Genomic DNA, 22,182 nt, shown 5'->3' with positions numbered 1-22,182 from the left:
GCTTCTCCAAGTGCGCGGCTGATCTATCCTCTGGTCGTAACGAGGACAGCGTCTGTGGCAGAACGGACAATCATCCTGATGCCATTTATCCGTCCGCGCATGGATTCTGAGGTGGGTAACACCATCCCGATCAAGATAGAAGTTTGCATCTTCTACGACAGCATGATTGACATTGAGCAATTTTTTACATAATGTATTAGCAGAAACCATCTGTGGGTACCTCTGGTATTTCTGAATGTTGTAGTTTGGACGCTAATACATTACAGAAACACAGATGGTTTTTCAATTGCAAATATACATCAGAGGACTGGCATAGTACCCACCATCATGCCAGAAGCCTCCTTTTTATTCCTAGTTATTCCGAGTTTTGAAAAAATCCCTATCTCATCATCAGATATGGACAAGCTCATATTTTAATTTTATTAAGAGAAAATGGACCATGGCCTGTAATCCGTATTTATTCTGCTACTATTCCAGCTATTATAAAAGTGGCTGATATATTTATCGGAACTACTCTGCCTATATTAGAATATTCTCAATTTAGGCAGTCGATTTTAGCCTTGTCCTTCTGCCTATATTCCACTTTTTCAAAAATAGGCAGTTTATTATATCTCTTCAACACTGCCTATTTCGCATAATCCATAATATAGGCAGTATAACAGCCTGCAATTCAACTGCCTATATTTGCAATTTCTTGATATAGGCAGAGTCCAAACTCTAAAATCAACTGCCACTTTTTATCATTTTCAAATATAGGCAGAACCATGACTCCAAGGATGTTATGTTAGTAAAGTATAGCCGATTATCCTGTAAGTTATTTTTCCACAAGCACATCCATTTCTTCTTGAGTTGTCTCTTCAAACAATGATGTAATCAGATATTTATTCTTACCATTCACAATATATGTATGACCGCCACCGTCTCTTAAGAATTTTAAAGAAGGGAATTCTATTCCATAATTCAATGTCAGCATATCTTGTAGCATCGTTTTATACTTTCCATCCACAACCAAGCACTTTATATGCCTTTTCAACATCTGATTCTGTGAGCCCAACCTCCGCATCGGGCATAGCCTGATGCCTTTCAATCTCGTTATTATGGAGATCAAGATCGTCAATAACCAGCCAATTGTCAGCAGAATTCTCTTTTAGCCATTGAAGAATTTCATCTGCTTTAACAAGGCTGAATCTCTTGGTTTTTCTAATTTCTTCTGTGGTCAAATCCGGTGTTACTCCAGAAATGATAACACCTTCTTTCGCCATAACATTAACAAAGAATTCCGCCTCTGACCTTTTTGGTTTCATGTCATCATCAAACCAAAATCTCCATCCGGAATGGAGAATAACCTTTGCATCAGTCCCTTTTACCAATTTTGAAAAAAGCTTTACTGCATCTATATCTACATATTTTCCTTCACTAATTTCACGTTGATGCCCATCATCCCAGAACTTTGAATTAAGAACTCCATCTACATCCAGAAATATCACATTTTTCATAGCATCCTCATCATCCAGTATGCATCCCTTCACAAGAATATCCAGGGCGCTTGTATAAATACTCATCATCCGGAACAATGTTTTTATCCCAGACTTCTGCTTTCCAGTCTTTCTCCGGTATATCCTTTATGGCAACAGAAACGCTTGAAATTTTGCAACCTAAAGTCTGTGCTATTACCTGCGCAATTTTCTCTGCACACTCTGTTTTTTGTTTGTCAGTTCTTCCCTCAAAACATTTGATTTCTACATGAGGCATAGTTCTATTTTCTCTCCCTACTGAGTCTGTACATGCTTCATCCATCTGCTTATTTATTTTCTTATATATCTTTCCTCATATATCCACAGGTAAATGGGAAGAAATCATATTTCTTTGTTCCAACATGAACTGCCCCATTTTGCTCATACCACCTGCGCAGAACTACATTCTCTTCAACAATTCCTATGTTTATTACCTTGCATCCTGCATTCTTCGCCGATTCATATGAATGCTCTAAAAGTTTTTTCCCAATCCCCAAATGTCTATTCTCAGGAAGAACCGCCAGATTATTCAGTTCACACTCTCCGTTTTCCTGCATCAGGAGAGAATAGTATCCGCAGGGTACACCTTCCTGCTCATAGATATACATCAAACGGTTTTCATTCTCCATCTGCCACAAGAGCCTGTCTTCTGTAGTGGCAAACGCGGTAAATCTCGGCGCATTATCAGTTGTAAAGCCAAATTCATCTGCCACAGTCATGAAACTCTGCCTAATTATGTTCACGCAGTCTCCGATATCTTTCCGTTTAACTTCCCGTATCATTTTCTATATATCCTTCCTAAAGCATATTATCCGATTTGCTTCCTCAAATCCCATCGCCATATGGAATTATTTCTGCAGCGTTCTGAGCCTCTACCCCTCAATGAGTCCTCCATGGAAATAGCATTCGTAAATGACATTCCCTTTATAGCTAATTGTTTCCTTACCATGGAACCATTCAAAATCACCATCAATGCAGCATTCATATTTATAATCACCGTTAGTATGCTCAGCGGGTCCTCTAAATGGCTTTTCCTCCGGAACCAAAAGCAATGCTTCCTTCAAAAAATCTCCGCTGAAGTTTTCTCCGATTACCCTGCCCACATAATTCATGCTCCAGTATGGATTTTTCTTTATCCAAAGCGCCTCTTCTCCGGCAAATTTATTGCCTCCAAGATAGGTGTCGTAATACATATAATCGCCATCTTCATATATAAGGTCATGCGATTTTTCTCTTGAAGGTACCGTCTCAGCTCCTTTGCCTGCATATGTTGCCTGCTTAGCCTTAATTAAAAAATCAGTTATGCCAAGTTTCTTCATTTCTATCATGTTTATAAATCCTTTTTTAATTGAAGTAGTTTTTATCCTTTGCGCCGTTCCATATACTTGTAAACCTTAGGATCTTCCCCTAACGCTATAACATGTTCCGGCATCTCTTTCGCTACAAACCCAAGTCTCTCATATAGGGAAATTGCTTTAGCATTTTCCGGATGCGGATCAACCCACACTACTTCTGCTCCATTTTTAAAAGCTTCTTCAATGGCATGTGAAATAGCCTGCGTTGCAATTCCGCGACCTCTTGCGAATTTAAGTAGCTTAATATCCAGAGAAGCGCTTCGATGTTCCTCGTCAATTCTGTACTGAGTTTCACCGCAATATTTTCCGTCTTCAAAAATGGAATAGTGGTTTTCCTTCGGTTTCAATGTGCGAAATCTATTAAGCCATTCCTGAATTGATTCTTCCGTTTCATGAAGTCCATCGGGAAAACCGATATATTTCATAACATCTCCATCGGCCCATAATCCCTGAATATTTTTTATGTCTTCTGTTGTTGATTCCTTGATTGTAATCATCTTAACTCCCTTCACATGAATATCCCGGATGCTTATACAAATATTTTTCATCTGGAACGATACTTTTATCCCATACTTCTGCTTTCCAGTCCTTCTCCGGTATATCTTTAATCGCAACAGAAACACTTGAAGTCTTGCACCCCAATGTCTCTGCTATCACCTGCGCAATTTTCTCTGCGCACTCCATTTTTTTGTTTTTCAGTTCTTCCCTCAAAACATTTGATTTCTACATGTGGCATATTTTCAACACACTCCCGGTTCCAATATTGCTAGGAACAATCAACTAATCTTTTATAGAGTGGTATATCAAGCAGAATGATGTAATCACACTTTTCAAAACTCTCACGTAACAGTTTTCTTGGAGATCCTTCTACAATCCAGTCATCACTGTTTATAATTTTCTGAAATAACTGGTCACGCTCTTTATCATCACGCTTTTTATCACCATTTGGAGTCCGCTCCCAAACAATATTATCTTTCTGATAAAAAGGGACATGATATGTCTCTGATAAATTCTTTGCAAGTGTGGTCTTTCCACTGGCAACTGATCCGATAATATCCAGCTTCATATATTCTGTCCTTCGCTGTCTATTTTGGAAAGAGTATCGTCAAGAATAACTTTTCTAAGATCTGTGAGCCATTCTGAAAAAGCAACCGTATCAAATGCATATGTCTTATTAAGCTCATACTCATTTTCAGACCATGTATCAATCGGAGACTCGTTATGTTGAATCAAGGCTTCAAGCTTATCCAACGACTTGTATAGCTTTGCTTCCTTTGTCTCCTGGGCATCCATTTCTTTATACAAAGCCGACATATCATCAGATAATTCCTTGGGAAGAGACTTAACCCATTGATTTAAAAGAGAATCTTCAACTTCCCTGTCAGAATCTGTCTTTATGAAAGTTGGAATATCACCGGTAAAGCACTCTCCAAGGTCATGAATAAGGCACATATCAACCACCTTATCAATATCCACATCTTTAAACTCGTGCCGCAGCAGAAATGCCATCAGCGAGATACGCCAGCTATGTTCTGCAACACTCTCTGTCCGTCTATTAGTGGTAGTACAATGTCGAGGCGTATCTTTCAATCTCTCAGCAACATGTAGAATTTCCAAATACTCCCTTGCATTCATACCTCTCCTCCTTATATTTCAATCATTTTCTGAATGCCATTTGGTATTACATCAAATCCCAATTTCTTATAAAAACCTTCTTTACCCTTAGCAGATACCCCTCCGATTGTTGTAAATTTCCCTGTAGACGAATTCTTCACAGCATAATCTACAAGATGGTTAACAATCATAGTTCCTATGCCCATGCCTTGATATTCCGGCAGAACAACTATTTCCTGCAGGTACCAATACATTGCGCCATCACCAGCCAGTCTGCCCATTCCTATGAGTTCACCATCTTTCAAAGCAGAGACATTTATAATACCGTTCTGCAGAGCCTTACCGGCATGTGGGACAGGAATATCTGCAAAACCCGCAGCAACTCTAAGCCTTACAAAATCCTCGGGAGTCAGTATATTATCTATAAGCTCAATCTTATTAACCAATTTCTTCACATCAGATGGATGTTCTGCCAGATAAGTTGCTCCGGCTGATGTCAATTCTTCACGGTCACCATATCCATACAGGACACCAATAGAATCAATGCCTACCTCATTTGCAGCTAAAATATCATTCTCCCTGTCACCCACCATAACCACGTGTGTGCTATCAGTTATTTCACATTGTTCCAACGCATACCTGATTACATCAGATTTGTGTGGGCGTTCCTTATCATCAGCAGTAGCTACAAAGTCAAAGAATTTCTTCAAATCAAAGTGCTTAAGCACCGTGTCGGTTCCAATTGCACTCTTAGAAGTTGCTACAATCAGCTTCTTGCCTTCACTTTTTAAGTCCGACAGTAGTTCCACAATCCCCGGATAAACACTGTTTTCCAGGACGCCGCCCATATTGTTGTAATAATCTCTATACAAGGCAATGGCTCTATCTGTGTCCTCCTCGGAATATCCCAAAATATCACCAAAGGAAACTTTCAGTGGAGGTCCAACAAATTTTCGTAGTTGGCTCCTGTCAACTACCTGCCCTCCCATTTGCTGTATTGCATAAACAAATCCATTCATAATACCGGGGCCTGAATCTGTTAATGTGCCGTCCAAATCAAATAGAATATACTGATATTTATTTTTCATTACCGCACTCCTTAGTGGTAAAACTCAATTGCAAAAAGAATTGCTAAAATGGCAATACCATCCCTTGTCTTGTTTTCTCTAAGTAACTCTTTTACATCATCAATAGGCATCCATACTTTTTCTGCAACTTCATCCACGTCCTGGATACTGCCTTCAGAATCCACTTTTGCACCAAATACATGCATCACCTGGTCTGACATTCCGTTTGAAGGATTGTGTGAGCACAAATATTTCAAATCCTTCACCGTGCAGCCTGTCTCTTCCATAACTTCTCTTCTGGCTGCCTCTTCTATTGGTTCGCCATCTTCTACTCCTCCGGCAGGGATTTCCCATTCAAGATGTCCTACGGTGTATCTCATTTCTTTGATCATAAGGATCTCGTCCTTCTCATTAAAAACCACTACCGAAACACCTTCATGATGATGATGAAGCTGATGATATTTTTCTATAACATAACCGCTGGGAAGCTTAACTTTGTCTGCATATAATGTAACTAATCCACATTCATATATTTTTCTTCTTTCAAGCCTTTCCGGCAACTTGATATTCTCTACTTCAGTGCTCATATATAGTCTCTCCTTTTTTGCTGTTTGCAATCACACATTGTCCATTGGCATATGTGAATGAATTATTCTCTATACTAAAATGCGCTTTTTTAAACTCAGCCACAAGCGTACGCATGAAAAAACCATGTGTAACTACCACACAGTCCTCATTCTTTTCCGTAAGCATCTTCACAAACTGCTTAGCTCTTTTCTTTGTCCGGAGCCTGCCTTCCTTCTGCCTGCTATTGTTGAAATACCATTGCATCCTGCCTGTGAAATACCAAAACAGTACCGGTAATTTAACTCTTGAATATAAACTTGCTGATAATGGGACTTCGTTAATCAGATCTGTAGAAATATAATCCTGCTCACCAAAGATATTCCGAGCTGTTTTCCCGGTTCTCGGCAAGGTACTTATGTAGTAACTTAAATACTTCACATCAGGTACAGTGTAGTCTTCCTTCATGATAGGAGCCAGATCATATTGCCTGCAGGCTTCATCAAACTGATCAGATGTGTACCAGAATCCCCAGCGAAAATTCACTTTTCCATGCCTAATTAGAACAACCTTCACCTACATCCTCCTGAAAAAATCATGTACCGGCTCCCCAAATCACCATATTGCATCTATCCCATGATTCATCCTTATATGCAAACGCATTCTCTGCCGTTCTTCTCTCCTTAAATCCAATCTTTTCATAGAACTTCTTTGCCCGAACGTTCTCTGAAAAGACATTGAGCTGTACTGCATCCGTATAAGGATTATCAAAAGCATCTGCCAGTGCAAGTTTGATCATCTCCTCCGCTCTGCCTTTTCCTCTGCACTGAGGATCGACAACTATAAATTTAAGCATTCCTTCCTTAGCGTCGTTATTAAGTGAGTAGCAAAAGAAGCCTGCCACACTGCCATCATCTTTAACTGCCACGAAAGATTTATCCCCAAATTTATCGTGCATTTCAGCTAAAACCTGCTGCAGATCTGTTCTATCAAGAGGATATACCATGCGGTTTGCACTCCACATGGCGTGCGTCCTCTCATCGGTAATCCAGTCTTTTATTATGTCAAAATCAGTGTCTATCTCAAATGGTCTTATATTCATACCGGTTCATGTACTCCTCCCATTATCAACCTTAAATTCCATCTCACATTTCCCCTTTTTAATCTACCGTATTTATCCAAAATCGTTTCATCCTGCAGCCATCTACTTCTATGGTATTTTCCAGCTGTCCTCCGTTTGCCAGTATCATCTTTTCGCTGGCAACATTATCTTCATCGCATACCACAAGCATTTTCTCAATGCCTAATTTACCGGCATTTATTACATTCAGCCTGAGCATTTCCGCCCCATATCCTTTTCCTCTTTCAGAAGGTCTGACGGAGTATCCGCAGTGACCTCCCCATGATTCCAGAACAGGATGATTTATATGATGACGCAGGTCTATTACTCCTACCAGCCCATGGTCGCTTTCCCTTATCGCAAAATATGTGGTTGACGGTACTTTTGTACCGGCCTTCTCACAGGTCTCAGCACTTTTCCTCAAATTGCAAATATCAATCCACTCCTTAGCTGTAGCACAATCCCTAAGCCCCATGCAGCCTGCAAACTGATCATCGCTGTCCTTGTCTGCCTGAAGTACTTCCTCTTTGAATTTTTGAAGTTCGTCTGTGTAATTCTCATTTGCCTCTGTAAGGAAAATAGAATCCGCACTTTTGTCTAACTTCTTCTCTATAAGAAGAAATCTGCCTTTACGCCAATCGACAAATCCGCGTTTAACATATCCGTTTTTCTCATAAAGTCTCAGGGCATACGGGTTCTGTGTGAATACATCAAGTCTTACCGAATCGTATCCGGCTTCGGTAAGCTGCGCCTCGATATGATTTAATACTGTTTTTCCTATCCCGTTATTCTGGAAGGACGGCGAAACGCAGAACCTGTGAATGATACATGGCTTTTTATTTTCCCACTTGCATTTTAGATACTCATCATCACATTCTTCGCTGATAACATATATCGCAGCAAGCTGACCATCTTTCAGTGCCACATACATCGTTTCCTTTTTTATATCTTCCTCAAAATCTTTGTAGACCGGATAGACGTCATCCCACTGCTCTATTCCCTGCTCAGACATAAGCTGTTTTGCCGCTTCAATCATATTGCATATTTCTGTCAAATCCTCAATTGTAGCCAATCTATAGTTCATCTTTATAAAAATCCTCCAAATACAACATATTCCTAATATAACAGAAAAAATAGCTATTTTACAGTAAATAATACTGTCAAACAGCTATTTTTCTGACATTTTATTGTTACACTTTACTCTCCAATCAACTTCAGGAACTTCTTATCGTTCATCTGCTCATTAGTCACGTACTCGCCATCGCAGAAGAATGCATAAGTAGTAATAGGTGTAGGCGCATTCTGCGCTTCATCTCTACTCTGAATCTTAATGGTCTTGAACGGGATGTCATTTTTCTTTGCGGTTTTTTCCAGGATTGGAACGTATTTTGCATTAAAAGGACACTGGTTTGTGTAATACAAAACATATCCTTTTTCATCTATATGCGGATGCTTGGCGCATTCTTTAAACATTGGTTTTTCTGCCTTTTTATCAAAGGGCATATACATGAGCTGAATCCCATTATCCGATTCATCACATACCTCAAAGCCTTTGTACTTAAGGAACTTTGGATCCGCAAGGAAGGGCTTTTTCTTAGCTGATGACAAAATGCAAAGGCCTTTCCTGCCTTTTTCTTTACTATCCTCTATGCAAGCATCAAGAAGCTCAGTAGAATGCCCATGCCCCTTGAAAGAGCCTGATACCCACAGGCAATCTATGTACATATACCCATCAGCTTCAATCGGAACCCACGCGTTCTCAGCAGGAATATACTCAATAAAGCACTTACCACGCTCCGCACTTTTTAAGAAAACAAGCCCCTCATCAAATCTTTCAGCAAGCCATGCTTTCTTAGATGAGACCTGAACATCTTTGTTATTGGAAATTGCACAGCAGATGTGCTCTTCTTCAAGATTATCCTTTGTAACTCTGATATATTCCATGCTTCTTACCTCCACTAGTAAATGAGAGAGCATTTATAAACATTTGGTACCCTTTTTAACGGCTAGTTGGGACTATTTTGAACTGTTTAGTAAATATGATAGCTGTTTTGAGTATTTGGTACCCATGATTTTAAGAATCAGGTATACCAAATTGGGATTTTTATTATTTTATTTACTTTTCAAGAAATACAAGCCATGAAAAACATAAAAAAGGTATACCAAAATGCAAAAATGCTTATATTATTTACTTTTACGTTTATCGTTCTCCCGTTACCATTCCCGTTATCATTCTTCGATATTCTTCGGTCTTTTTTTTTCGATAATAATTGGTTAAAATCACATGCTTCTAACAATGGGATGTCGTATAACTGTTCTAAGTTTCTCCGGAGCCACTTTCCTTGCATCACTTAGATATATTTCATGATGAAGCCGCTTGTCTGTAATATCAAGCTCGTAGCCCTGTTCTTCCATGAAATCATGCATCATCCGAACTGTAGCAGGCTCATCATCATAAGAGCCTATATGCATGCATTGAACACACAGCCCTTCATCTACAGTCAGGAACTCCACCTTCGAAAAATCTGTTTTCTTTTTCCGTGTTGCCTCTGATACTGCCCACTCGAAATCTTCCTTCGTCACAAAATCAGGTAAACGGATTACGGAGATCCAATGAAAATTTTCCTTGTGGGCATAGTCAATCCCATCCGCGCCGTCTTGCCACCAGAAGCCTTCCAGGGGTGGAACCACATAATCAAAATATCCGGCTTATTCCACGATCCAATCTCATAATGCCTTACCCTCCTGTTCAAGTATCTCCTTCTGTTTCTTCTTGGTTAGTCCTTCAAACACCACCTTATATGCATGATCTAGCAGATCCTTCAATGCATCATCCGGAACATCCCCGTCAGCTTTCACAGAATTCCAATGAACTTTATTCATGTAATATCCCGGGATTATATCTTCATATTGTCCTCTCCAAAACTCGCCCTCCACAGGTTCCAGTTTGAGAGTAATGTAATACGGCAGGTCGTTATCGTCTCTGCAGATTGCAGCAAACATTTTTCCACCAATATGAAAACGGATCCAGTTCCATTCCTCCTGAAAATCTTTTGTAACACCCGGCTTTTCCATCAAATACTCTTCAATCCATGGGTACTTCATCTTATAAGCTCCTCTCGTATTTTTTTCTCATAGCTTCGATTGTATTTGCGATCCTCACTCTCGCTTCCTTAGGTTCAAGCAGCTCCGCCTTATCACCAAAGGTCAGTATCCAGGTGACCAGGTTATCCATGTCTGTATAGTCCGCCGAAAACAGCAATCTCCCATCTTCGACCTCTGTATAACACTCCGGTCCAAATTCTTCGATCAGCCTCCATTTGACATCTGCCTCAAACAAAGCCTTTACTTTTATTCCACCCGGAAATACTTTTTCCGTGGACAGGTCCGGTGTAGGCGCATTTCTGCAGACAAACTTTGAATCCGACATCATAACCTTATCCATGCGATTAAGCTTGAACAGACGGAAGTCCTTTCTTTTCTTGCACCAGGCCCATACATACCAACTGGACCATTTGAAAACTATGTAATACGGTTCAACTTCCCGAGTGCTCTCTCCATTTTGATTGTAATAAGTAAACTTTAGAATGTGCCTGCTTTCAATTGCGTTCTGAATAACTTCTATTTTGGGAGCCAACGATTCCCGATACCAGGACGAGAGATCAATCAAAATAGAATCTCTGCCACTTACAAACTCAGCGGATCCCGCCTGAATTTTCTCCATGAGTCGTCCGTAATATCTGCTGCCGCTCACGCTATCAAGACTCCTCAGTCCGGCAAGGATCATCTGCATATCCTTAGATGTCAGAAGAGTCCTGTCCATCCGATACCCTTCCATGATGCTGATTCCACCGCCAATTCCCTGGGTGGTTTGTATCGGGATTCCAGCTGTACACAGAACATCGATATCCCTATTGATGGTTCTTTTCGACACCTCAAAACGCTCTGCCAACTCAGGTGCTGTAGTTTTCTCTTCCTGAAGCAATACAGAAAGTATTCCAATCAATCTGTCTATCTTCATTTCGTTCACTCCGTTATCATCATATCATCCTAAACATGCCATCTGTATGTCATGTTTAGTATAACATTTTCCATCAACCCATAAAAAGACCATCTTATTCTTCAAAGATGAGCCATTGATCCATTCCGGCCTGCGCTTCTTCCAAAGGAAATTCGCACCATCCAACTTTCCTGCGTAGTTCCATATATTCCTGCGCTGTAATATCAGCTACATAATCGATCATGTACTACCTCCCGAAACAACTTGTGATTTTTGTTTTAAGCAAGCGCTTCCTTAAGCTGTTATCAAAAAAATATATATTCTCGGTCTCTTCATTTGCTACAACGCAGCTGTCATCCCAGCCATAACGTTTGCACAAAGCTTTATTAAAGTCATAGTGAGAAATCGGATCATCTTCGGAAACATTCATGATTCCAACATAATCACTGCCCGCTAGTTCAATTATTGCTTCAGCAAGTTCATTCACTTCCACTATGCTGAATATTATGTTATTAGCCCTGACATACTGCTTTCCCGAATCCGTTAAAATAGTGATAATTATACGACTCTTCTGTCCGCAGGAAAGGTGTCACATCCTCAGACATATTCTTTTCATAAGCTACCGAAGTCGAAATAAAAATGAGCTTCGCATCTCCTATTGCATCGCAGAGCTTCGGCATTACCTTGTCAGCCATTTCCTCCTCTGTGCTATGGTTCATGACTGTCCAGATGATCACATCAGGAGCATAGCCTTCCATAATCCGGGTTAAGCTTTCAACGTCCATAACATCCAGCTTTACAAGTTCGTCCTGCTTTTTGTGTTTACTGTATGTACCAAGAACATCAACGCCGCTCTTTTTCAATTTATAATAAATCGTCCCGCCAAGAAAGCCACTGGCTCCTATTATCAGTACCTTCATAATCTGTCTTCCCCAACTAAATCATATATGTCTTTACCGGCTTTTTCTTCAAAATATGCTTTCAGCCTGATATTCGAATCCCACTTTGTCTGCGGAAAACTTCCATAACGACGTTTGACATCATTCATGCGATCTTCGATGTTCATCACGCCATCGCTCCCTGCAAGCGCATCACAGAGCTGAATCAGCCTGTCGTATTCATCTGCTTCTATTTTTCCAAGCTCTGTCTTAACAAGTTCATACTCCTCATCCGAGGTATCTACTCTGCCAATATACTCATCCAGTCTCATATTGTTGAAGGAGTGCGTAAGGCAGACTCTGGCCACCTCATCATATCCAAGTGACATCATATATGAATATCCATCCGAAACATGCCCCAAATGCCTTACTCCAAACTTTCTTCCTATGTCATGAAGAAGCCCCAATATGTATGCCTTCTCCGGGTCCATGCCTTCACACGCCTGTGCAATTTTCTCTGCGCAGTGAGCAGCCACACGGCTATGGTTTCCCCACGGTCCGGGATTACAACTCTCCGCTTCCTTAAGTAATCTTTCCGCTTCTGATCTTGTCGGTAACATCATTCTCCTCCAAATCCCCCTGAGTCTTTTCATTTAACATATCACATCATAAAGCCTGCCCCAAGGGCAAAGTCAATGTGAATATACAGCCTTACCTTCGGACAGATACCTTTACAATTATTTTGAATTAGCTTTATACTAGGTTCTATGCAAAAATAATTTACGGGAGGATTTATTATGAACAAAACAAATAAGAAACCACTTATTATAGGAGCGATAATTCTGGTAGCGCTGATAGCTGTATTCGGCGTTGTCTATACTCTGAACAAGCCGGCAACACATACCGGTTCTAAAGATATCGTTGTTGAAGTAACCGGAAGCGACGGAAAAACCACTGACTATAAGCTTTCAACCGATGCGGAATATCTAATCCAGGCAATGGATGAACTGTCCTCAAACGGTTCAGGCTTTTCATATTCAGGCTCAGATAGTGAATATGGCATAATGATCGAATATATCAATGGAGAAAAAGCTATCTATGCTGAAGATGCTGCTTATTGGTCACTTTATGTCAACGGAGAATACGGACAGTACGGCGCCGATTCACAACCCGTAGAAAGCGGTGACACCTATACATGGGCTTATGAGAAAGCTCAGTAATAAATAATAAAACAAACTAAGGATCTCACAAAAATGACCGGAAACACAAAACACTTTTCTATTTTAGATATAGCTCAGATAGGCATTATGGTAGCCATAATAGAGGTTTCCAAGCTCGCCCTGAGTGGGATGCCAAACATTGAACTTACGAGCTTTTGGCTCATAATGTTTACGCTTTTCTTTGGATGGAAAATTGTTGCTGTAGTTCCGGTCTTTATTTTGTTGGAAGGCTCCTTATACGGAGTCCATCTATGGTGGATCATGTATCTCTACGCCTGGCCGCTTCTTGTAGCCATAGCGCATATTTTCAGAAAAAATACCTCCGCATTTCTCTGGGGTATCATATCGGGTATATTTGGACTAAGTTTTGGTGCTCTGTGCTCCATCCCGTATTTTTTTATCGGATTGTCAACAGGCGGTTTGTCTGCTGGCTTTAGATCTGCCTTTACCTGGTGGGTAGCCGGTATTCCCTGGGATTTCGTGCACTGCGTGGGTAACTTCACAATAATGCTTGTTCTTTACCATCCGATATCCAAAGCAATGAAATGGATTCAAAAAGAAGCAATCCCTCAGACATCCGGCAAATAAACATTCAAAACTAAAAAGATATCAGTTCTTCTTATTGTACTTCTCCAATGCTTCCTGCATTTTGGAATTCTCGACACGTTCCTTCAACCTGGTAAGTAGCACCGCAATGCTCATACTTACTGCAAAAGATACTACAAATCCTATCCATGCTGAAACATCTCCTATGGGGAACCAATGAAACAGAATAATCATAATGATGCCTATAATCCATGCAGACAGAATAAAAAGTGCATACCTCATCACAATCGACATATTCATGATCAGGTTGTCCGTCAAAAACACGATATTAGCCAGGTTGATCAATACCGAAAACAACAACAGCTCACATAATGTCGACAGTGCAATCCCATCTTTTCCCAAGGCAAAAAAGCTTGAATACCCTCTTGCGCTCTCACCTACCACACTGCAAAATGCAACAAATATGATCACCATAATACCGAAAGTTGTAAATACTGCTCTTATATAATCAAATACTGTCTTCTTTTTTTCCATCATTTGAGCCCCAGCTTTCTTCTTAATTCATCAGAATACATGCGTGAAACGACTATCTGCTCACCATTATTCATAGTGATTCGAATCTTGCGGTTAATGTCACTTTTCAGGCTCTTAATCTTCCTGATGTTCACAATGCTCTGTTTACTGATACGAATAAAATTATGTTCAAACAGCTCCTGCTCTATCTCGTAGAGCTTAAGGTCAGACTCGTAGGTCTCATCGGATGTATAGACAAAAGTCTTTCTATCCACAGACTCGATGTACAGTATTTTTTCTATATCCAGAAGATATGTCTCATCTCTCTGCCTGACGCTGATCTGCATATTAACCATGCGAAGCATTGCAACAAGCTTCTCCACATCAGAGTCCAGCTTATTGGCATGGATTACAACTTCAGTGTCCGGATATTTGTCATCTATATCAATCTCAATCTTCATTTATTCCAAACCCTTTTTCCTAAAAGTAATAAAGAAAAGAAAGACCATAACCATTGCATTTATAAAAAGTATAAATATATCAGCTGTTCTCATACCTCTAAAGGTCATATTGTCCATGATACTCCTTAGCTGCTGTGTATATAAAAAACGAGCCACTTTTTCTATACTCGAATTAAACATCGCCAGCATAGGACAAAATGCAAATATCAGCATTACAGGCATAACAAGAGATGTCGCCGTCATCTGATTCCTTGAATATATCCCGATGCATGCACCTGCGAGAACAGAAATGGCAAATCCGATTGCCATCACAGACAAATAAAACGGAACATCTCCCCTCGGGAGCCCGGTGGCCATTACTCCTGCTCCGAGCATACATATGCTCCATACGTATAGACCCACTCCCAGCAGATACTGCCAGGGTCTGACATTTGCCATTGTCAGTACTCGTAAAGTGTTCTTTTCCTTCTCCTCGGAAATAATCGAAGCAACCGAAGTCAGAGGAGCCATACCTATATACATAACAGAGAAAAGCTTTGTAAAAAAGAATTCCGGCATCCCATCAATCCTGATGGCATTTTCCATGATGAGTGTCATTACCGGAAAAAGAATAAACTGTATCAGAACCGTTTTGTTCCTAAGAGTATCTTTCAATTGTTTTTTTATAATAATCAGACTGTTTCGCATTTATTCATCCTCCTCCAGTTTTCTTCCTGTCAGTTCCAGAAAAACTGTTTCCAATGTCGGTTCCGACGAGTGGATTGTTTCTATCCTGCCCTCCGATAAGAGTCTGCTTATCCTCTCCGCGGATTCGGGACTATGCGGCATCTGTATATCTTCGCCGGATGAAAAATGCATTTTTATTGTCTTTTGATGATTATATTTTCTGCAAATATCTTCGGGAGCACCATGCTCAACTATCACACCCTCATTCAGAAGCGCTACCCTGTCGCAGAGCTTATATGCCTCTTCCATATTGTGTGTGGTAAGGAAAACTGTGCATCCCTTTTCCTTTTTCTCAAGAATGATCCTGTGAATCTGCCTCATGGTCTGCGGATCAAGACCACCGGTTGGCTCATCCAGGAATATAAGTTTAGGAGAATGCATGAAAACCCTCGCAAGTGCAAGTCTTGCTCTCATGCCTTTTGAAAGATTGGCAGCAGACCGGTACTCCGCATCCTTTAAACCGACCTGTTCAAGAGTATCTCGTATTCTGTCATGAGGCACTCCGTATATATCCGCAAAAATCTTCAGATTATCCCTGCATGATAACCTTTCATATACGCCGAACTGATCCATCATTATCCCGATACTCTTCTTGTCTTCTCCTGATAATGATGAGACCTCTTTGTCAAAAACGGATACCGATCCTTTATCTGACGAAAGCTGTCCTGTCAGGATCTTTATAAGCGTAGTTTTACCTGCACCCGATGGTCCGAGAAGTCCGAAGATTTCTCCGGAGTTTATATCAAAATCGATCCCTGACAGTACCTGCTTTTCAGAAAAGCTCTTACAAACGCCCTTACAACAAATCATTCATGACCTCCTTTTGAATCTGCCCTACAGGCTCAAAATACCAAGGAAGTCCTGATTGTTCAACAGGTCCTTACGTCAGTTGCCATATTTGCTACATGAGTTGCACTTTTAAAGTGCCGTTCTCAGCCTTCTCTCTTCTCAAGCCTCATCATAAAGATAGAGTACTCATCATTCTGAAAATCAAGATCGGGTGAGTTCTCTCCGCCGCCGTTTGTACTGCGCTTTATCTCGGCGTAGAATTCCTCGCCCTGATTAACGATGTCCATGACAGAAAGAGCAATACCGTTTTCTGAAGCAATAGAACAGAAGTCAGAAAGCGGGTTTGCAGAATTTCTTGTCGCAAGGAGCTTATTTTTCAGGTCTTCGTTTTTTGCAGCAAGTTCCAAAAGTTCATCAAGTTTTTCAGTAATTTCCATAACAACCTCCTATCCTAAAACAGGCAAAGTCCGCCTGTTTTGTAGCGTCTTTGCCTGTACTTAAAATTATAATAACATATCTGTGCAGATTCAGAACCGAATTTTTAGAAAAAATCATACTCCAATTGCAATACAAATTACTCGCACCACCATTGCAACAATCCAAGCCACTGCGCACTGCCAGAGCACAACGCATAAGGCATATTTTGCTCCGAGCTCACGCTTAATTGAAGCGATGGCTGCAACGCAGGGTGTATAGAGAAGAGAGAACACCAAAAGCGTAGCTGCAGCGGTCGTTGTAAGTGCGGTTTCAACGCCTCCTTCAAAGAGCACTCCCATAGTGGACACCACGCTCTCCTTCGCGATAAAGCCTGTGATAAGAGAAGTCACAACTCTCCAGTCGCCAAGTCCCAGAGGCTTAAATATCGGAGCAAGAAGCCCTGCTACCGTCGCCAGAATACTTGCACCGGAATCGCTCACAAGATTAAAGTGAAGGTCAAAGCTCTGTAAAAACCACACTGCAATAGTTGCAAGGAAAATTATGGTAAATGCTCTTGTCAAAAAGTCCTTTGCCTTTTCCCATAAAAGCTGCAACACACTCTTTACACCGGGCATTCTGTAGTTTGGAAGCTCCATAACAAATGGAACCGCTTCACCTTTAAACAAAGTATTCTTGTAAATCAGCGCGATTAAAATTCCCACAAGGATTCCGAGAAGATATAATCCGATAGTTATGATGCCGCCCTGTTTCGGGAAAAATGCACTTACAAAGAAGGCATAAATAGGCATCTTGGCTGTACAGCTCATAAAGGGCGTAAGCAGAATCGTCATCCTTCTGTCTCGTCTTGACGGAAGCGTCCTGGTCGACATTACCGCAGGAACAGTGCAGCCAAAGCCTATGAGCATCGGTACAATACTTCTTCCGGACAATCCGATTCTTCTAAGAATTTTATCCATAAAGAATGCGACTCTTGCTATGTAACCACTGTCCTCCATAAGGGACAGAAAAAAGAATAAAGTGACAACTATCGGAAGAAAGCTCAGCACACTTCCGACACCTTCAAAAATACCATTGATCACAAGCCCCTGTATAACCTCATTAACTCCGGTGGACAGCATCAATGCTTCAACCTGTTCTTTCAGCAAATCAATTCCGGAAGCGATGATGTCCTGTAAAAAAGGCCCTACCGCAATAAACGTAAGATAAAATACCAGTGCCATAATCAGAATAAAACAGGGAATGGCAGTCCATTTTCCGGTGAGAATCGCATCTATTTTCTCCGAGCGGATACGCTCCTTGCTCTCTCCCGGCTTAACTACAGTCTGTTCACAGACACGCTCAATGAAATCATAGCGCATATCTGCAATAGCGGCGCTTCTGTCCATGCCGCTTTCCTTCTCCATCTGAACAATGGTATGCTCTATCATCTCAAGCTCATTCTCATCAAGATCAAGCTTTTTGAATACAAGCATATCTCCCTCAATTGCCTTTGTAGTTGCAAATCTTAAGGGAAGTCCGGCTCTCTCCGCGTGGTCCTCGATGATGCTTTGCACGGTGTGGATCGCTCTGTGAATTGCTCCGCCGTGGTCACTCTTTTGGCAGAAATCCTGCTCAACGGGTTTTTCCTGATAAGTTGCTATGTGAAGAGCATGTCGTATAAGCTCGTCAACGCCTTCGTTTTTGGCTGCGGAAATAGGTACCACCGGCACTCCGAGAAGCTTCTCCATACCGTTGATATCGATGGAGCCGTTGTTGCCCTTGACCTCATCCATCATGTTAAGTGCCACAACCATGGGAATTCCCATCTCAAGAAGCTGCATTGTAAGATACAGATTTCTCTCTATGTTCATGGCATCTACAATATTGATAATTGCCTTGGGATGTTCCTGCAAAACAAAGTTTCTGGAAACTATCTCCTCACTGCTGTAAGGTGACATCGAATATATTCCCGGAAGGTCAGTCACAAGTGTATCGGGATGCTCCTTGATGGGGCCGTCCTTTCGGTCAACGGTAACGCCGGGGAAATTGCCGACGTGCTGATTGGAACCCGTCAGCTGATTAAAAAGTGTGGTCTTGCCACAGTTCTGATTACCCACAAGTGCGAAGGTCAAAAGTGTTCCTTCCGGTAGTTTATGTCCCTCGCCCTCTGTATGATATATTCCGTCTTCACCAAGACCCGGATGTTCCGAATTCTCGATTTTGGTGATTCTGTCGTGCTTGTTCGTACGCTCCGGTATTTTCTCTATCTCGATTTTCTCTGCTTCCGAGAGTCTGAGAGTCAGCTCATATCCGTGAAGCTGCAGCTCCATCGGATCCCCCAGGGGAGCGAATTTTATTACGGTGACTTCAGCACCGGGAATGATTCCCATGTCCAGAAAGTGCTGACGAAGGGCACCGCTTCCTCCTACGGTTTTTATGACGGCCGACTGACCGATGGGTAGTGATCTTAAGTTCATTGCTTCTCCTATTTATCCCCTCATCCGGCGCTTCGCGCCACCTTCCCCCAATGGGAAGGCTTATATTTTGGGGTATATTCATTTATGGAAATATGCGCAGGCGATGGCGCCGGGACCTGCATAGGTTCCGATGGTGGCACCAACGTGTGCGATCGGAATGTCGTCGACATCCCCTTGATATATGTGCTTACTGTCCTCTTTGTATTTTAATAAAAGAGCATCAGAAAGCCCTGTATATGCAAGACAGACCGGCTTGTCAAAATCAATTCCGCCGTGCTGATTGATATACTGAATAAGAAGATTGTTGCCGTTTCTGGAGCCTCTTGCCTTACCGACAACATTTACCACGCCGTTATCAATGGTGATAACCGGCTTGATGGAAAGAACTCCGCCCGCAAAAGCGGCAGCTGAGGATATACGTCCACCCATCTTGAGGTACTCGAGAGTATCGAAAACAGAAATGACCCTCGCCTTCTTTTTTTCTTCCTCGATGGTGCTGACCAGTTCTTCAAAGCCCATTCCGGCATCGCGAAGTCTGACTGCGCGCTCAACAATTATATATTGGGATATGCAAAACTGCATAGTATCAACAACATGTACCTTGCCTTCAAATTCATCGGCAGCTATACATGCACTCTGATAACAGCCTGATACAGCATGCGAAAGAGTAAAACAGATAACATTATCGCCCTCTTCCACTGCCTTCCTGAATTCCTCACCATACTCAAAAGGCGGGATCTGACTGGTCTTAGGAAGTTCATCCGATTCAACAAGTCTCTCATAAAACTTATTGTAGGGCATGGTGACGCCGTCAAGGAATTCCTCCTCGCCGAATCTGACCTTGAGAGGAATGACTGTTATTCCCCACTCTTTTGCGGTTTCCTGTGAAATGTCGCTGGCTGAATCAGTAATTATTCTTATTCCCATGATTTTTACCTCATTAATTTCTTACATCAAAAATATGTCAATTAAGTAAAAATGAGTAGCCATTTATCACAGCTACTCAAATTTTACATTTATTGATTAATCAAGTCAAAACATACACGTATATTTATGACATCTTAGATACATGCTCAAACTGATTGATCATATCCTTATCAGGCTCTGTTGTAAGAAGACTTACAACAACGATTGCAATGATAGCAACTAAAAATGCGGGTGCAAGCTCGTAGAGATTCCATACACCTCCGATTGGTCTTACAAGATATTTCCAGATAAATACCATTGCACCGCCGGCTACCATGCCTGCAATTGTTCCATACTTGTTAGAACGCTTCCAGTAGAGTGACATGATCATTGCAGGTCCGAATACAGCACCAAATCCGGCCCATGCAAAGGATACGATTCCGAATACAGAGCTGTTGGGATTCCAAGCGATTATAACACCGAAAACAGCAACAGCGATAAGTGTAGCTCTTGCAGTCAGCATTGCAGCTGTCTCTGAAAGGCTTATTCCGAGAGTCTCCTGAATGATATTCTCGGAAACTGCGGATGAAGCAGCTATAAGCTGTGAGTCTGCAGTGGACATTGTGGAAGCAAGAATACCTGCAATTATCATACCTGCTATAAGAGCAAATACGAAGTTATGCGCACTAATCTGATTTGCAAGTACAACTATAAGTGTCTCTGCCTTGGAAGCACTTGTAGGATCCTCAATAAGAGATTCCAGAACTCCTGACTGAGTCATTGCACGACCTACAATACCAAGAACTACTGCAATACCGAGTGAAAATACAACCCATACGGATGCAATTCTTCTTGAGAGCTTAAGCTCCGAGGATTTACGGACTGCCATAAATCTGAGAAGGATATGCGGCATTCCGAAGTATCCGAGTCCCCAACAGAAGGTTGTAATCTTACTGAAAACACCGTAAGAATCGGCTGAACCCGTCGCATTATTATAAGTGGCATTTACATCAAGGAAGCCCTTCATATTCTCAAGATTGGATGCAACAGCTGACATTCCGCCCGCTGCCACAACTCCGTATCCAACTACGAAAACCAGCGCAGCCGTCATTACGATTGACTGGATAAAGTCAGTCTTGGATGCAGCCAGGAAACCACCGGTTGTCGTATATCCGACGATGATAACAGCTGCAACGATCATTGCCAGCTGATAGTTTACACCAAAAAGTGATGAAAACAGTTTGCCGCAGGCTGAAAAGCCGGAAGCGGTATATGGTACAAAGAAGATCAGAATAAAAGCGGCTCCGATACACAGGATTACATTACTGTCATCCTTGTAACGCTTCTTAAAATAATCCGGAATCGTGATCGCATCCAGCGCCTCTGTGTAATTTCTTAGTCTCTTTGCCGTAAGAAGCCAGTTGAGATAAGTACCTACAATAAGACCGAACGCTGTCCATCCGGCATCAGCAATACCTGAGAAATATGCAACTCCGGGAACACCCATGAGCAGATAAGAACTCATGTCAGATGCCTCAGCACTCATAGCTGTTACAAAGGGTCCGAGCTTTCTTCCGCCAAGATAAAAATCCTTGACGTCATTGGTATCCTTTGAACTTACAAAACCTACGAGCAGCATTCCGGACAGATAGACCAGAATCGAAATGATAATTCCAATTTGTGAGAGTGTCATTTTCCAATCCCCTTTTCCTAGTATAGTAATGATGTAGTCATTAAGGACTACAGTTAATAGTTTCTATTTCCAAATCTAAGTAATGATTGAAGGGAGGATTCCCCTCTCATCAGATATCATCAAGGAGCTTAACTAACAGTTATACATGTCTGTAGCTCCCGTATACTCCAGACAGATCATAAGGTATATAATCATCGAGGCAGGATCATTGACGGTTCCTCCTTGGGAGCCAGCTTCGGTTGGTGATACCTCGAAAAAAGTCTGTCAGTCCATTCGGTGGTGATTTATGTTTTGGCTGGTTGGGAGCCTCAGGCTATACCTG

Annotated in this window: 31 protein-coding genes and 1 pseudogene; 2 read left to right on the top strand and 30 right to left on the bottom strand. The window is 41.5% G+C overall.

Annotated elements, in window-relative coordinates:
- Positions 1-814 precede the first annotated feature (814 nt).
- The 22 genes and pseudogenes from BLR42_RS23000 to BLR42_RS18405 form a co-directional block, all read right to left on the bottom strand.
- Positions 815-973 (bottom strand): hypothetical protein, encoded by a 159-nt coding sequence (locus BLR42_RS23000; RefSeq protein WP_170832871.1) that lies wholly within the window; start codon positions 971-973, stop codon positions 815-817.
- A gap of 16 nt (positions 974-989) precedes the next feature.
- Complete coding sequence (locus tag BLR42_RS18500) at positions 990-1,496, bottom strand: HAD domain-containing protein (RefSeq protein ID WP_091872351.1); 507 nt, start codon at positions 1,494-1,496, stop codon at positions 990-992.
- Positions 1,497-1,506: 10 nt separating this feature from the next.
- Entirely contained in the window at positions 1,507-1,797 is a 291-nt protein-coding gene (locus BLR42_RS18495; RefSeq protein ID WP_207648576.1) for a tautomerase family protein, read from the bottom strand.
- A gap of 16 nt (positions 1,798-1,813) precedes the next feature.
- Positions 1,814-2,296, bottom strand: a complete 483-nt coding sequence (locus BLR42_RS18490; protein WP_091872349.1) for a GNAT family N-acetyltransferase — start codon at positions 2,294-2,296, stop codon at positions 1,814-1,816.
- A 90-nt stretch (positions 2,297-2,386) separates the two neighbouring features.
- Positions 2,387-2,842: a DUF5680 domain-containing protein gene (locus BLR42_RS18485; RefSeq protein ID WP_242879423.1), complete on the bottom strand. Its 456-nt coding sequence runs from the start codon at positions 2,840-2,842 to the stop codon at positions 2,387-2,389.
- Positions 2,843-2,874: 32 nt separating this feature from the next.
- Positions 2,875-3,366: a GNAT family N-acetyltransferase gene (locus tag BLR42_RS18480; RefSeq protein ID WP_091872346.1), complete on the bottom strand. Its 492-nt coding sequence runs from the start codon at positions 3,364-3,366 to the stop codon at positions 2,875-2,877.
- 1 nt (position 3,367) lies between these two features.
- The gene (locus BLR42_RS18475) at positions 3,368-3,580 is read right to left on the bottom strand and encodes a tautomerase family protein (RefSeq protein ID WP_207648575.1); all 213 of its coding nucleotides are present in this window, start codon (positions 3,578-3,580) and stop codon (positions 3,368-3,370) included.
- A gap of 55 nt (positions 3,581-3,635) precedes the next feature.
- Positions 3,636-3,935 carry a P-loop NTPase family protein gene (locus tag BLR42_RS18470; RefSeq protein ID WP_207648574.1) on the bottom strand — a complete coding sequence of 100 codons (300 nt, stop codon included), beginning with the start codon at positions 3,933-3,935 and terminating at the stop codon, positions 3,636-3,638.
- Complete coding sequence (locus BLR42_RS18465) at positions 3,932-4,504, bottom strand: HD domain-containing protein (protein WP_091872344.1); 573 nt, start codon at positions 4,502-4,504, stop codon at positions 3,932-3,934. The genes BLR42_RS18470 and BLR42_RS18465 overlap by 4 nt, the downstream gene beginning before the upstream one ends.
- Before the next feature lie 11 nt (positions 4,505-4,515).
- On the bottom strand, positions 4,516-5,571 hold the full coding sequence (locus BLR42_RS18460; protein WP_091872340.1) for a GNAT family N-acetyltransferase: 1,056 nt from the start codon (positions 5,569-5,571) through the stop codon (positions 4,516-4,518).
- A gap of 11 nt (positions 5,572-5,582) precedes the next feature.
- Positions 5,583-6,137, bottom strand: coding sequence for an NUDIX hydrolase (locus BLR42_RS18455; RefSeq protein ID WP_022762593.1), 555 nt, complete (start codon positions 6,135-6,137; stop codon positions 5,583-5,585).
- A complete protein-coding gene (locus BLR42_RS18450) occupies positions 6,127-6,690 on the bottom strand; it encodes a histidine phosphatase family protein (RefSeq protein WP_091825361.1) in 564 nt (187 codons plus the stop codon). The genes BLR42_RS18455 and BLR42_RS18450 overlap by 11 nt, the downstream gene beginning before the upstream one ends.
- A 19-nt stretch (positions 6,691-6,709) precedes the next feature.
- Positions 6,710-7,216, bottom strand: a complete 507-nt coding sequence (locus BLR42_RS18445) for a GNAT family N-acetyltransferase (RefSeq protein WP_091872337.1) — start codon at positions 7,214-7,216, stop codon at positions 6,710-6,712.
- Between the two features lie 58 nt (positions 7,217-7,274).
- Positions 7,275-8,318, bottom strand: a complete 1,044-nt coding sequence (locus tag BLR42_RS18440) for a GNAT family N-acetyltransferase (protein ID WP_091872334.1) — start codon at positions 8,316-8,318, stop codon at positions 7,275-7,277.
- Between the two features lie 113 nt (positions 8,319-8,431).
- Positions 8,432-9,178 (bottom strand): GNAT family N-acetyltransferase, encoded by a 747-nt coding sequence (locus tag BLR42_RS18435; RefSeq protein ID WP_091872332.1) that lies wholly within the window; start codon positions 9,176-9,178, stop codon positions 8,432-8,434.
- A 336-nt stretch (positions 9,179-9,514) separates the two neighbouring features.
- Positions 9,515-9,940, bottom strand: a pseudogene (locus tag BLR42_RS18430) (GyrI-like domain-containing protein); the annotation flags it as partial.
- Between the two features lie 21 nt (positions 9,941-9,961).
- The gene (locus tag BLR42_RS18425) at positions 9,962-10,339 is read right to left on the bottom strand and encodes an MmcQ/YjbR family DNA-binding protein (RefSeq protein ID WP_091872330.1); all 378 of its coding nucleotides are present in this window, start codon (positions 10,337-10,339) and stop codon (positions 9,962-9,964) included.
- 1 nt (position 10,340) lies between these two features.
- Entirely contained in the window at positions 10,341-11,255 is a 915-nt protein-coding gene (locus tag BLR42_RS18420) for a helix-turn-helix transcriptional regulator (RefSeq protein ID WP_091872329.1), read from the bottom strand.
- 94 nt (positions 11,256-11,349) lie between these two features.
- On the bottom strand, positions 11,350-11,478 hold the full coding sequence (locus BLR42_RS23820; protein WP_278289406.1) for a hypothetical protein: 129 nt from the start codon (positions 11,476-11,478) through the stop codon (positions 11,350-11,352).
- A 3-nt stretch (positions 11,479-11,481) separates the two neighbouring features.
- Positions 11,482-11,721: a hypothetical protein gene (locus BLR42_RS18415; RefSeq protein ID WP_139165208.1), complete on the bottom strand. Its 240-nt coding sequence runs from the start codon at positions 11,719-11,721 to the stop codon at positions 11,482-11,484.
- A 25-nt stretch (positions 11,722-11,746) separates the two neighbouring features.
- A complete protein-coding gene (locus tag BLR42_RS18410; protein WP_091872324.1) occupies positions 11,747-12,154 on the bottom strand; it encodes an NAD-dependent epimerase/dehydratase family protein in 408 nt (135 codons plus the stop codon).
- Positions 12,151-12,735, bottom strand: a complete 585-nt coding sequence (locus tag BLR42_RS18405) for an HD domain-containing protein (protein ID WP_242879422.1) — start codon at positions 12,733-12,735, stop codon at positions 12,151-12,153. The genes BLR42_RS18410 and BLR42_RS18405 overlap by 4 nt, the downstream gene beginning before the upstream one ends.
- Before the next feature lie 174 nt (positions 12,736-12,909).
- On the opposite strand from BLR42_RS18405, the gene BLR42_RS18400 reads away from it, so the two are divergent.
- Positions 12,910-13,332, top strand: coding sequence for a DUF4430 domain-containing protein (locus BLR42_RS18400; RefSeq protein WP_091872319.1), 423 nt, complete (start codon positions 12,910-12,912; stop codon positions 13,330-13,332).
- A 33-nt stretch (positions 13,333-13,365) separates the two neighbouring features.
- The gene (locus tag BLR42_RS18395; protein WP_091872316.1) at positions 13,366-13,920 is read left to right on the top strand and encodes a hypothetical protein; all 555 of its coding nucleotides are present in this window, start codon (positions 13,366-13,368) and stop codon (positions 13,918-13,920) included.
- A gap of 21 nt (positions 13,921-13,941) precedes the next feature.
- On the opposite strand, the gene BLR42_RS18390 is transcribed toward BLR42_RS18395, so the two are convergent.
- The 8 genes from BLR42_RS18390 to BLR42_RS18355 form a co-directional block, all read right to left on the bottom strand.
- Positions 13,942-14,415, bottom strand: a complete 474-nt coding sequence (locus BLR42_RS18390; RefSeq protein WP_091872314.1) for a hypothetical protein — start codon at positions 14,413-14,415, stop codon at positions 13,942-13,944.
- Complete coding sequence (locus BLR42_RS18385) at positions 14,412-14,852, bottom strand: LytTR family DNA-binding domain-containing protein (RefSeq protein ID WP_091872311.1); 441 nt, start codon at positions 14,850-14,852, stop codon at positions 14,412-14,414. The genes BLR42_RS18390 and BLR42_RS18385 overlap by 4 nt, the downstream gene beginning before the upstream one ends.
- Positions 14,853-15,539, bottom strand: a complete 687-nt coding sequence (locus BLR42_RS18380) for an ABC transporter permease (protein ID WP_091872308.1) — start codon at positions 15,537-15,539, stop codon at positions 14,853-14,855.
- A complete protein-coding gene (locus tag BLR42_RS18375) occupies positions 15,540-16,388 on the bottom strand; it encodes an ABC transporter ATP-binding protein (protein WP_091872306.1) in 849 nt (282 codons plus the stop codon).
- A gap of 122 nt (positions 16,389-16,510) precedes the next feature.
- Positions 16,511-16,804: a hypothetical protein gene (locus BLR42_RS18370; RefSeq protein WP_022762577.1), complete on the bottom strand. Its 294-nt coding sequence runs from the start codon at positions 16,802-16,804 to the stop codon at positions 16,511-16,513.
- Between the two features lie 114 nt (positions 16,805-16,918).
- On the bottom strand, positions 16,919-19,261 hold the full coding sequence (gene feoB / locus BLR42_RS18365; protein ID WP_091872303.1) for a ferrous iron transport protein B: 2,343 nt from the start codon (positions 19,259-19,261) through the stop codon (positions 16,919-16,921).
- 78 nt (positions 19,262-19,339) lie between these two features.
- The gene (locus BLR42_RS18360) at positions 19,340-20,188 is read right to left on the bottom strand and encodes a DegV family protein (protein WP_022762575.1); all 849 of its coding nucleotides are present in this window, start codon (positions 20,186-20,188) and stop codon (positions 19,340-19,342) included.
- A 124-nt stretch (positions 20,189-20,312) separates the two neighbouring features.
- Positions 20,313-21,860, bottom strand: coding sequence for a sodium/proline symporter (locus BLR42_RS18355; protein WP_091872301.1), 1,548 nt, complete (start codon positions 21,858-21,860; stop codon positions 20,313-20,315).
- Positions 21,861-22,182: the final 322 nt, after the last annotated feature.

It is taken from the genome of Butyrivibrio sp. INlla16 (assembly GCF_900104155.1).
GTDB lineage: Bacteria > Bacillota > Clostridia > Lachnospirales > Lachnospiraceae > Butyrivibrio.
Note: the sequence above shows the minus strand (reverse complement) of the source record. Positions and strands in the feature narration are given on the sequence as shown.